Below are 11204 nucleotides of genomic sequence, written 5' to 3' on the forward strand. Positions count from 1 at the left end.
GTCGGCCGGACCGGCGAAGCGGGCGAACGGCGGGCCGCAGATCTCGGTGAGCCGCCGGGTGATCTCGAGGGCCCCGGACCGGTCGGTGGAACTCGCTGCAGCCGCCATGCCGGTCATCGTACACATGTTCGAAAGACGTGGCGGCGGGTCGCCGCGCGAGGCCGCGCCGCGGGCGCCGGACGGCCGGTAACGTGGCGGCGTGACCACCGAGACCCCCGCGCCCGTGGCGAAGCGGGTGCCGAGCGAGCGCACCCACCACGGCGACACCGTCGTCGACGAGTACGCCTGGCTGACCGCCAAGGACGACCCGGAGACGATCGCCCACCTGACCGCCGAGAACGCCTGGACCGCGGCGCGGACGGCGCACCTGGAAGGGCTGCGCGCGGAGCTGTTCGAGGAGACCCGCCAACGCACCCAGGAGACCGACCTGTCGGTGCCCAGCCGCAAGGGCGGTCACTGGTACTACACCCGGACGGTGGAGGGCCAGCAGTACGGCGTGCAGTGCCGCCGGGCGGTCCGCGACGGCGAGACCGACCCGCCGGTCAGCGTCGACGGCGCCCCGCTGGAGGGCGAGGAGGTGCTCCTCGACGGCAACCTGCTCGCCGAGGGGCACGACTTCTTCGCGCTCGGCGCGTTCGACGTCAGCCCGGACGGCCGCTGGCTGGCGTACTCGACGGACTTCTCCGGCGACGAGCGGTTCACCCTGCGGGTCAAGGACCTCACCACCGGCGAGCTGCTCCCCGACGAGGTGCCGGGCACCTTCTACGGCACCGCCTGGTCCGCCGACGCCTCCGTGCTGTTCTACGTGACGGTGGACGAGGCGTGGCGCCCCAACCGGGTGTGGCGGCACACCCTGGGCACGCCCGCCGCCGACGACCAGGTGGTGTACCAGGAGGACGACGAGCGGTTCTGGGTGGGCGTCGAGCTGACCCGCTCGGAGAAGTTCATCCTGATCGACGTCCACAGCAAGGTCACCAGCGAGGTCCTGGTGATCCCGGCCGGCAACCCGACGGGGGTGCCGGCGTCCGTGGCGGCCCGCCGGCAGGGCGTGGAGTACACGGTGGAGCACCACGGCCACCGCTTCCTGATCCTGCACAACGACGGCGCGGAGGACTTCGCGCTGGCCTACACCTCGGCGGACTCGCCCGGTGACTGGGTGCCGCTGATCGAGCAGTCGCCGGGCACCCGGCTGGAGGCGGTGGACGCCTTCAGCGACCACCTCGTCGTCTCACTGCGCACCAACGGCCTCACCGGCCTGCGGGTGCTGCCGATCGGCGGCGGCGACGCGTACGACATCGACTTCCCGGAGCCGCTCTACAGCGTCGGCCTGGGCAGCAACCCGGAGTACCGGACCGGGCAGATCCGGCTGGGCTACACCTCGCTGGTCACCCCGGACTCCGTCTACGACTACGACCTGGTCACCCGGCAGATGGTGCTGCGCCGGCGCAAGCCGGTGAAGCCCGGGCCGGACGGGCGGGCGTACGACCCGGCCGACTACGAGCAGCACCGCGACTGGGCGCTGGCCGACGACGGCACCCGGGTGCCGATCTCGCTGGTCTGCCGCAAGGGCACCCCGCGCGACGGCTCGGCCCCCTGCGTGATCTACGGCTACGGCTCGTACGAGGCGAGCATGGACCCGTGGTTCTCCGTCGCCCGGCTCTCCCTGCTGGACCGGGGCGTCGTCTTCGCCGTGGCGCACATCCGGGGCGGCGGCGAGCTGGGCCGCCGCTGGTACGACCAGGGCAAGATGCTCGCCAAGAAGAACACCTTCACCGACTTCGTCGCCTGCGCCCGGCACCTGGCCAAGGCGGGCTGGACGGCGAGCGACCGGCTGGTCGCCCGGGGGGCCTCGGCCGGCGGTCTGCTGATGGGCGCGGTCGCTAACATCGCCCCGGACGCGTTCGCCGGGATCGTCGCGCAGGTGCCCTTCGTGGACGCGCTCACCTCGATCCTCGACCCGTCGCTGCCGCTGACCGTCACCGAGTGGGAGGAGTGGGGCAACCCGCTCGACGACCCCGAGGTGTACGCGTACATGAAGTCCTACACCCCGTACGAGAACGTGGCGGCGCTGGACTACCCGGCCATCCTCGCCGTGACCAGCCTCAACGACACCCGGGTGCTCTACCACGAGCCGGCGAAGTGGATCGCCCGGCTGCGGGCGGTCGCCCCGCAGGGCGACTACCTGCTCAAGACCGAGATGGGCGCCGGCCACGGCGGGCCGAGCGGTCGCTACGACGCCTGGCGCGAGGAGGCGTTCGTCAACGCCTGGACCCTGGACCGCCTCGGCCGCGGCCCCGGTGGGCAGAAGAAGCTGTTCCGGGACGACACGTAGCGACGGGCCCGGCTGACCATTGGCACCGCCGGAGCCGAGGGGCCGGGGTGACACCCGACCGGCTCCGGCGGTGCCGAGGCCCGGGCGCGACAGCTCAGGTGAGGACGCCGGCCAGCACCGCAGGGTCGACGTTGCCGCCGGTCACCACGGCCACCGTCCGGCCGTCGGGCAGCTCGTCCCGGTGGAACAGGCGGGCGGCGACGGCCACCGCCGCGCTGGGCTCCACGACCAGGCGCGCGTCCCGGACCAGCCGGCCCATCGCCGCGCCGATCTCCTCCTCGGTCACCGTGACGATGCCGTCCAGGCGTTCCCGCAGGTGGGCGAGGGTCAACTCGGACGGCGGCAGGCGCAGCCCGTCGGCCATGGTGCGGTAGGTGAGCTCCTCGCCCCACACCACCACCGAGCCGGCGGCCAGCGAGTCCCGCGCGTCGGCGGCCAACTCCGGCTCCACCCCGATCACCGCCGTCGCCGGGCGCAGCGCCTTCAGCGCCGTGGCCACGCCGGAGGAGAGACCGCCACCGCCCACCGGCACCAGCACCACGTCGACGTCGGGCAGGTCCGCCACGATCTCCAGGCCGATGGTGCCCTGACCGGCGATGACCCGCCGGTCGTCGAAGGGCGGCACCAGCACCGCCCCGGTCTCGGCGGCGATCCGTTCCGCCTCCGGCACCCGGCTCGGCGGGGGAACCAGCACCACCTTCGGGCCGAGCGCGCGGATCCGCGCCACCTTCACGGCGGGCGCGGAGTCGGGAACCACCACCGTGCAGGGCACCCCCGCGGCCCGCGCCGCGTACGCCAGCGCCTGGCCGTGGTTGCCCGACGAGTGCGTGACCACGCCCCGGGCCCGCTCCGCCGGCCCGAGCCGGGCCACCGCGTGCGTCGCGCCGCGCAGCTTGAACGAGCCCACCGGCTGCAGGCTCTCCGGCTTGAGCCACAGCTCAGGGTCCCATTCGGCGCGCATGAGCGGGGTACGCAGCACGACGCCCGCGATGTCGGCGGCGGCGACCCGGATGTCCTCGATCGAGACCAGCTCCATCGCCCCATCCTGCCCGCTCCCGCCGCCCGAACGCCGCCGCCCACGACCACCGCCGCCCGGCGAAGATCGCGCTCGGTCGCGGAAGCGGCGCCCCCACGACGCCGACGACCCGCCCCGGGCGCCCCCACGCCGGCCGGACGAGGCAGCCGTTCCAGGATCGTGCGGGAGGCGGCGGAGCGGGACGCCGGGGCACCTAGACTGCCGGGATGACCGGGGCAGCGCGGTGAGCACCGCCGACGACGACGAGCCGGCTCAGGGCGTACGCCGGTCGGGTCTCGCGGCGGCGGCGCGCGACCGGCGGGTGTGGCTGATCCTCGCGGTGGTCGCCGCGCTGCTGGTCTGCTGCTGCTCGGCCGCCGTCGGGGTCGTGCTCTCCCTTTCCGCCGGGTTCCTCGACGCCCGCTAGCTGGGACGGCCGGCCGGGGTGACCCCGACCAGGGCGGCCGCCTCGCCGGTACGCACCATCCGCTGCCAGCGCAACCGGTTGCCGATCAGCGCGGTGACCACCGACTGCACCACCACCAGGTACATCACCTGCCGGTAGACCAACTGCTGGAACGGCAGGCTCCACAGCGGGCCGTAGCGTTCCCCGTCGAGCCGCAGCGCGTACGCGGCGGTGGCCCCCTGGAGCAGCAACAGCCCCGCCCAGGCCAGCAGCAGCGTCGACCAGGGCAGGAAGAGCAGCCCGTAGACGGCGTAGACGTCCACCGCCGGGGCGGCGAGCGGCAACACGATCTGGAACACCGTCAGGTACGGCAGGCCACGCCGGCCGAGCTTGCCGCCGGCACCCGGCTCGCGCAGCGCGTGCCGGTGCTTCCACATCGCCTGCATCGTGCCGTAGCACCAGCGGTAGCGCTGCCGCCACAGCTGCCGCAGCGAGGACGGCGCCTCGGTCCAGGCGATCGCCGCCTCCTCGTAGACCACCCGCCAGCCCGCTCGGAGCACCTTCATGGTCAGGTCGGTGTCCTCGGCCAGGGTGTCGGCGGGCACCCCGCCGACGGCGAGCAGCACCTCCCGGCGGAACGCGCCGATCGCGCCGGGGATGGTCGGCATGCACTCCAGCACGTCGTACATCCGGCGGTCGAGGTTGAAGCCGATCACGTACTCCAGGTGCTGCCAGCGGCCGAGCAGCCGGCGGCGGTTGGCGACCTTCGTGTTCCCCGAGATCGCGCCCACCGTCGGGTCGGCGAAGCCCTGCACCAGCCGGTGCACCGTGTCCGGCTGGAAGACCGTGTCCCCGTCGACCAGCACCAGCAGCTCCGCCCGGGCGGCCCGGATGCCGGTGTTCAACGCCGCCGGCTTGCCGGCGTTGGCCTGCCGGATGACCCGGACCCCGCGCAACCGCAGCCGCTCCACGATCCCGGCGGTGTCGTCGCTGGACCCGTCGTCCACCACGATCACCTCCAGCGCCGGATAGTCGCTGGCCACCAGCGATCGGACCGTCGCGGCGATGTTCGCGGCCTCGTTGTACGCCGGCACGATCACCGACACCGGGGCGGTGATCCACCGACGCGCGTGCTCCGGGCGGCGGACCCGACGCACGTGGATCTGCGCGCACACCACCTGCACGGCCAGCCGGGCCACGCCGAGCACCAGCGCGACCCCGAGCAGCAGGTCCATCGCCCCGGCCACCCCGCCGGCGCCGGTCTGGGTCCAGCGCAGCGCGCGACCGCTCCACTGGCTGCCCGCACCGGCCGGCACCATCGAGTTCGGCGCGTCGATCCCCTCCGAGACCGTGGTGAACCGGTAGCCCTGCCCGGTCAGGGCGGGCAACAGCTTCTCCAGGGCGGCCACCGTCTCGGACCGGTCGCCGCCGCCGTCGTGCATGAGCACCACCGCGCCGCGCCCCCGCTGCGGAGTGGCCGCCTCGACGATGGCGGGCACCCCCGGCCGTCGCCAGTCCTTCGTGTCCCGGTCGGCGAGCACCGCGACGTGACCGGTGCCGGCGGCGGCGCGCAGCGCGGCGTACTCCGGGCCGGTCAGCGCCGCCGGGTGGGACGAGAACGGCGGCCGGAGCAGGGTGACCTCCCGGCCGGTCGCCCCGGCGATCGCCTTGCGGGTCAGCGCGAGTTCGAGGTCCCGCCGCCAGCCGGACGCCACGCCGAGTTCGGCGTGGGTGAAGGTGTGCGAGCCGATCTCGTGGCCCTCGGCGAGGATCCGCCGGACCAGCTCGGGGTGCTCGTTGACCCGGGCGCCCACCACGAAGAAGGTGGCCCGGGCGCCGTGCCGGCGCAGCACGTCGAGCACCTGCGGGGTCCACCGCGGATCCGGCCCGTCGTCGAACGTCAACGCGACGGTCCGGTCCGGCATGGTGCGGCTGACCGGCTCGTCCCGGTCGAGCCGGAGCACCGGCCCACCCGAGCTGACCTTCTTCGGCACCGCCACGGCGGCGCCGTCGGCCGTCACCCCCTGCGGGGAGCCGGAGCCGCCGGCGAGCCCCGTCACCAGTCCGTTGAGGGTGAGCGCCGCGAGCAGCAGCAGCAGGCCGAGCAGGAGCAGGACCCAGTGCGCCCGCGGGTCCCGACGGGCGACGTGTCGCGCCACCGGTTACCTCGGCTTCCCGGACGACCTGGTCGGCTTTGCGGAGCGGCGCTCGTCGCCCTGGCCCGGCACCTCCGACGAGGCCGGCTGGGCCGCGGCACCGCCGGTGGCGGTCACACCGTTGCCGGGGCCGGCGGTCCGGGTCGGGACCGGCACCGAGGTGCTGGTCAGCGGGGACGGACGCGGACCGACCGGGGACGCGCCGCCCAGCTCGTCGCGACCGTCCACGCCGGCTTCCAGCGGCGCCGCCGGCCGGGTGTCCGACCAGCCGGGCAGCGGGACCGTCGAGTCCATGAAGAGGCCGGCGGCGATCAGGCCGAGGCTGGTGAGCAGGCCGAGGCCCATCGCGGTGCCGGCGATGACGGTGAACCGGCGCCGCCGGCCGGTCCGGTCGACGAACACCGGCGGCAGTCCGCCCGGCTGGTTGTGCATCAGGTGAGCTCCCGGTTGCCGTGCACACCGGGGTCGTACGACCCCGGCCCGGCCCGTCGGCCGGCCCTCCGGCTCGATCAGCGCCGTCGTGGGCGGTGGCGTTACATCCGGGGGCTCAGGTCGTGCGCAGCTCCTCCACCGCCGTGCTGACGCGCAGGAAGAGCAGCCCCACGCCGACCGTCACCAGGACCGCGGCGAGGGCGCCGGCCCCGATCAGCGCCAACTGCTCCAGCGGTACGTCCGGGGTGAGCTGGCGCTGGACCGGTTCGACCGTACGGAGGTACCGCCCACGGGTGGCCGGGTCGGCGCAGAGTTCGGGCCCGGCGTCGCAGACGGTGCCGCTGATGCTGCCGGTCTGCACCCGCCCGGCGTAGCCCCGGCCGAGCAGGAGCCCGACGGTCAGCGCCACCAGGATCGCCGGGACGGCGGGAACCAGCGCCTGCCAGGCGATCGAGCCGTTGAGCGTGCCGCGCGGCACCCCGGTCGCCAGCAGGGCCGCGTACGCCCGGCGGCGGGCGACGATGCCCTCGACCACCGCGACCAGCACGCCCCCGGCGGCGATCGCCACGGCCACCGCGACGGCCAGGTCGACCAGGTCCATGGTGCGCAGGTAGAACGGGTTGGCTCCGTCGGTGACCCCGAACAGGCGGTGCTCCTCCCGCTGCACCCGGTCGCTGAGGGCCAGCGCGGACCGCTGCGCCGCCGCGCCCGCGCCGAAGAGCACCGCCGCCAGCAGGGCACCGAAGGTGCGGCTGCCGGCCCAGGGATCGGCCATCAACCGCCGCGCCGCCAGCAGCGCGGCCGGCCCGCGGCCGAACCGGTGCAACAACCGACCGCTGGTGAACGAGATCCAGCCGGCGCCCAGCACCACACCGAGCGTCGCCGCGAGCACGCCGCCCACCACGAGCAGGACCAGCAGCCACCCCGGCGGTGCCAGGTCCGGCCCGTCGCCGGCCCGCAGCATCGGCAGGGCGAGCAGGCCCGCGGCCAGACCCGCCCCGATCAGCAGGCCGGGCCAGGGCCGGGGCGCCTGTTCCCGCCGGACGCGGCGGACCACGCCGAACGGCGTGGTGGTCACCCGGCGCAGCAGCAGCGCGGTGGCCGCCGCCGCGAGCACCGGCAGGCCGAGCACCACCGCCGCCAGCGCGCCGGTCGACGGCAGCACGTCGGTGGGGAGCGCGAGCCGCCCGTTCGCGTCCGGCCGGTCGAGCAGCTCCCGACCGCCCAGGTGCACCGCCAGGCCGACGAGGGCACCGAGCAGGGCGGCCACCCCGGTCTCCAGCACGGCGATCCCGGTGACCTGGCCGGGGGTGGCCCCGGCCAGCCGGAACGCGGCCAGCCGGCGGTCCCGGGCCGGGGCGCCCAGCCGGGCGCACTGGCCGGCCAGCGCCAGCACCGGAACGGTGAGCAGCAGCAGCGCGAACGCCGTGCCACCGCGCAGCCCCGGCCCACGGAGCAGGCTGTTGCTGTACTGCTCGGCCTGCGCCCACTCGTCGCCGGGCACCTCGGGGATGGCCAGCACGGTGAGCGCGGCGAGGCCGGCGAGGGTGGCCAGGGCGGCGCTCAGCGCCGTCAGCGCCACCCGGGCGGTGTCGGTACGGGTGCCGGCCAGGGTGAGGCGGGCCAGCGTGCCGGGCCTCACCGGCGCCCACCGGCCAGCGGCGCGTCGAGCCCCAGGCCGGTGTGGTCGACCATGCCGTCGCGGAGCACGACCTCCCGGTCGGCGTACGCGGCGATCCGCGGCTCGTGGGTGACCAGCACGACCGCCGTCTCCTGCTCGCGGGCGAGCCGGACCAGCTGGGTGAGGACCTGCTCGCCGGCGAGCGTGTCGAGCGCGCCGGTCGGCTCGTCGGCGAAGAGCACCCGGGGCTCGGTGACCAGCGCCCGGGCGGTGGCGCAGCGCTGCTGCTGGCCGCCGGACATCTGGCCCGGCCGGACGTCGGCGACCTCCGCCACCCCGAACCGCTCCAGCCAGGTGAGCGCCGCGGTCCGCGCCTCTCGCCGCCCCGTGCCGGCGAGAAGCAGCGGAAGCGCGACGTTCTCCGCCGCCGTCAGCTCGGCCACGAGCTGACCGAACTGGAACAGCACGCCGAACTCGGTGCGCCGGAGCCGCGACCGGGCCGCCTCGGACCAGGTGTCGATCCGGTGGCCGCGCCAGAGCACCTCGCCGGCGTCCGGGCGCAGGATCCCGGCGAGGCAGTGCAGCAGGGTGGACTTGCCGCAGCCGCTCGGCCCGCTGACGGCGACGATCTCGCCCTCGGCGACGTCGAGGGTGATGCCGCGCAGCGCGGGCGTCGGCCCGTACGCCTTGACCACTCCACGAGCTTGAAGTTGCGTCACGAGTGCACCTCCCGGTGCCAGTCGGCGACCCGTTCCAGGGTGGTGTGCAACCACCGGAGGTCGGCGTCGAGGTGGGCGATGGCGAAGTCGACCGCGACGACGTCGTCGAGGCTGGCCGTGGCGGAGGTCTTGATCCCGGTCAGCTCCCGCAGCCGGTCGGTGTGTGCATGACGTTGGGCGATCAGGTAGGACCGCGCCCGGTCGACGTCGGCGACCATGAGCGCCACCAGCACCTTGGCGAAGAGGGTGCTGGCGACGTACGGCATCGGCGGCTCCACCTCGGCGAGCCACCGGTCGAGCGCGGCGTGCCCCGCACCGGTCAGCGCGTACGCCGTGCGGTCGGGGCCGCCCTCGCGTTCCTGCCCGGCGGCCGTGACCAGGCCGTCGCGTTGCAGCCGGCCGAGGGTGGCGTAGACCTGCCCGAAGGCCAGCGGCCGGGCTCGGGGCAGGCGCTCGTCGTGGGCGCGCTTCAGCTCGTAGCCGTGTTTGGTCCCGCCGGCGAGCAGACCGAGCAGGACGTGCGGAGTGGACACGCCGGAAACTATTCACCGGGTGAATAGTTTTTGTCAACGCCTGCGCGGCCAGAACGCGCCGCGCGGGCCGGGTCACCCGGCGTTCGCCGCGCGGGCCGACGGGTCACCCGGCGTTCGCCGTGCGGGCCGACGGGTCAGCCGGGGTTCACGGCGCGGGCGGGGTCGCGGCCGGTCAGGGCGATGAGGCGTTCGAGCTCCGACAGCTCGGGCGAGGCCGGTACGGGATCGGCGAAGACGCCCATCTTCCGGGCCTGCGGGCCCAACCGCTCGACCAGCCCGTGCAACGCGGCCGTCACCCCGGGCGCCGGCTGGTACGGCTGGCCGGTGGCGGTCGCCAGGTCCCAGCCGTGCACCGTCAGGTCCAGCAGGGCCATGCCGCCGACCGTCTCCTGCGGCAGGCCCATCCCCGCCGAGACGCCCTGGAGGCTGGACGGGTCGGACCAGGCGTCGACCAGCCACCGCGTCTCGGTTTCGAACCGGTCCCGCCAGCCGTCGGCGAGGTGGTCGGGCTTGTCCGTCCACTCGACGGCTCGTTTCGCCGCGAGCGCCTGGAAGTTGACGACCACCTGGAAGAGGTGGTTGAGCAGGTCCCGTACCGCGTAGTCCCGGCAGGGCGTGGGCAGATCGAGCTGGTCGTCGGCGATCGCGCGCACCACCGCGACGGTTCGCAGCGCGGCCGCCGCCAGCAGCTCGCTAGTCTGTGTGGCCATAGGGCCAGCGTATGAAGGTGGTCTTGAAGAAATGCGACAGCGGCCGCGCGGGGACAGCCGGGGCATCCTGGACCCGGCCGAGCTGCTGCGTCGGGTCCGCTTCCGGCGGCACCTGCCCACCGAGGCGCTCCGCCCCTATGTGGAGCACTACTGGCTGATCGACTGGGACCTGACCGAGCCGTTCGCCCAGCGGGTCGTCCCGCACCCGGCGGTCAACGTGGTGTTCCGGCGCGACGGCGACGGCCCGGAGACCGCAGAGGTGGCCGGGATCGGGCTGGAACTCTTCTCCGTCACGCTGGCCGGCACCGGCCGGGTCAGCGGGGTGCAGTTCCGCCCGGGCGGCTTTCGACCGTTCTGGCGACGGTCGGTGGCCGAGCTGACCGGCCGGCGGTGGCCCCTCGCCGCGCCCGCCGACCGCTGGCCCCCACCCCCCACGCCGACCGCCGACGAAGTCGCTGCGGCCTCGGCCGGCAAAGTCGCTCCGACATCGACCGGCCGAGTCGCCCCGGCATCGACCGGCGAAGTCGCTGCGGCATCGGGCGGCGCCGGGCCGTGGGCCGCCGGCTGCTGCGACGGTACGGATGCCGAACGCTGCCGGGCGCTGGACCGCCTGCTCACCAGCTGGGCCCCGGAGCCGGACCCGGTCACCGACGAGGTGATCGGGCTGGTCGAGGCGATCCGGAACGACCGGAGCGTGCTGCGGGTGGACGACTTCGCCCACCGGCACGGGCTTTCCGTACGCCGGCTGCAACGTCTCTTCCTCACGCACGTCGGTGTCGGTCCCAAGTGGGTGATCCGCCGCTACCGGCTCCAGGAGGCCATCGAGCAGGCCGCCGGCGACCCGCCGGACTGGGCGACGCTCGCCGCCGACCTCGGCTACAGCGACCAGGCCCACCTGGTGCGCGAGTTCAGCGCCGTCGCCGGCGTCTCCCCCGCCGCCTACGCCCGCTCGCTCGTCTGACCCGGGTGGGACTGCGCTTCTCGGCCACTGCACTGCGTCACCGTCCGCCCCCTCCGGGGCACCCGGTCCCACTCCCTTTGCTCTGCTTACCTCCATGCACCAGTAGCGATCGGTGATTGGACCCGAAGGCCACCACCATCGGGGCCATGAAGCATCCGCAGCTCACCGCGGTGGTGCGTTGATGGCAGCAGAGCAAAGGGGCCATAGCGAGGCTGCCCCGATGGCGCGCGCCGCTACGCCTCGTCACATTGCCCGTCGTGACCGACAGTTACCAACACCGCCGCTGCCACAACAACTGGCGGGAGAAGAGGAGGGAGGG

10 protein-coding genes are annotated in these 11204 nt (G+C 74.6%); 3 read left to right on the forward strand and 7 right to left on the reverse strand.

Translation table 11 applies throughout. From position 1 onward, the window contains the following. Positions 1 to 199: 199 nt before the first annotated feature. Complete coding sequence (locus tag NCC78_RS20065) at positions 200 to 2332, forward strand: S9 family peptidase (protein WP_250796243.1); 2133 nt, start codon at positions 200 to 202, stop codon at positions 2330 to 2332. A gap of 94 nt (positions 2333 to 2426) precedes the next feature. Here the strand turns inward: NCC78_RS20065 and NCC78_RS20070 are convergent, their stop codons facing one another. After that, positions 2427 to 3368 carry a threonine ammonia-lyase gene (locus NCC78_RS20070; protein WP_250796244.1) on the reverse strand — a complete coding sequence of 314 codons (942 nt, stop codon included), beginning with the start codon at positions 3366 to 3368 and terminating at the stop codon, positions 2427 to 2429. A 223-nt stretch (positions 3369 to 3591) separates the two neighbouring features. Here NCC78_RS20070 and NCC78_RS20075 point away from each other — a divergent pair, with 223 nt between their 5' ends. Further along, positions 3592 to 3774 carry a hypothetical protein gene (locus NCC78_RS20075; protein ID WP_250796245.1) on the forward strand — a complete coding sequence of 61 codons (183 nt, stop codon included), beginning with the start codon at positions 3592 to 3594 and terminating at the stop codon, positions 3772 to 3774. Here NCC78_RS20075 and NCC78_RS20080 read toward each other — a convergent pair. The 6 genes from NCC78_RS20080 to NCC78_RS20105 form a co-directional block, all read right to left on the reverse strand. Next, entirely contained in the window at positions 3771 to 5912 is a 2142-nt protein-coding gene (locus NCC78_RS20080; RefSeq protein WP_250796246.1) for a bifunctional polysaccharide deacetylase/glycosyltransferase family 2 protein, read from the reverse strand. The genes NCC78_RS20075 and NCC78_RS20080 overlap by 4 nt on opposite strands. A 3-nt stretch (positions 5913 to 5915) precedes the next feature. Beyond that, positions 5916 to 6341 (reverse strand): hypothetical protein, encoded by a 426-nt coding sequence (locus NCC78_RS20085; protein ID WP_250796247.1) that lies wholly within the window; start codon positions 6339 to 6341, stop codon positions 5916 to 5918. A gap of 115 nt (positions 6342 to 6456) precedes the next feature. Beyond that, entirely contained in the window at positions 6457 to 7983 is a 1527-nt protein-coding gene (locus tag NCC78_RS20090; RefSeq protein ID WP_250796248.1) for an FtsX-like permease family protein, read from the reverse strand. Next, the gene (locus NCC78_RS20095) at positions 7980 to 8681 is read right to left on the reverse strand and encodes an ABC transporter ATP-binding protein (RefSeq protein WP_250796249.1); all 702 of its coding nucleotides are present in this window, start codon (positions 8679 to 8681) and stop codon (positions 7980 to 7982) included. Before NCC78_RS20095 ends, NCC78_RS20090 begins: the two co-directional genes overlap by 4 nt. Then, on the reverse strand, positions 8678 to 9214 hold the full coding sequence (locus tag NCC78_RS20100; RefSeq protein WP_250796250.1) for a PadR family transcriptional regulator: 537 nt from the start codon (positions 9212 to 9214) through the stop codon (positions 8678 to 8680). The genes NCC78_RS20095 and NCC78_RS20100 overlap by 4 nt, the downstream gene beginning before the upstream one ends. A gap of 134 nt (positions 9215 to 9348) precedes the next feature. Then, on the reverse strand, positions 9349 to 9924 hold the full coding sequence (locus NCC78_RS20105) for a TIGR03086 family metal-binding protein (protein ID WP_250796251.1): 576 nt from the start codon (positions 9922 to 9924) through the stop codon (positions 9349 to 9351). Positions 9925 to 9955: 31 nt separating this feature from the next. Here NCC78_RS20105 and NCC78_RS20110 point away from each other — a divergent pair, with 31 nt between their 5' ends. Further along, positions 9956 to 10885, forward strand: a complete 930-nt coding sequence (locus NCC78_RS20110) for a helix-turn-helix domain-containing protein (protein ID WP_250796252.1) — start codon at positions 9956 to 9958, stop codon at positions 10883 to 10885. Positions 10886 to 11204 lie beyond the last annotated feature (319 nt).

The organism is Micromonospora phytophila, from assembly GCF_023656545.1.
Classification (GTDB): domain Bacteria; phylum Actinomycetota; class Actinomycetes; order Mycobacteriales; family Micromonosporaceae; genus Micromonospora; species Micromonospora phytophila.

Coding starts and splice junctions, on each gene's coding strand:
- NCC78_RS20105 (WP_250796251.1), bottom strand. CDS start 9,924: ATGGCCACACAGACTAGCGAGCTGCTGGCGGCGGCCGCGCTGCGAACC.
- NCC78_RS20110 (WP_250796252.1), top strand. CDS start 9,956: ATGCGACAGCGGCCGCGCGGGGACAGCCGGGGCATCCTGGACCCGGCC.
- NCC78_RS20085 (WP_250796247.1), bottom strand. CDS start 6,341: ATGCACAACCAGCCGGGCGGACTGCCGCCGGTGTTCGTCGACCGGACC.
- NCC78_RS20070 (WP_250796244.1), bottom strand. CDS start 3,368: ATGGAGCTGGTCTCGATCGAGGACATCCGGGTCGCCGCCGCCGACATC.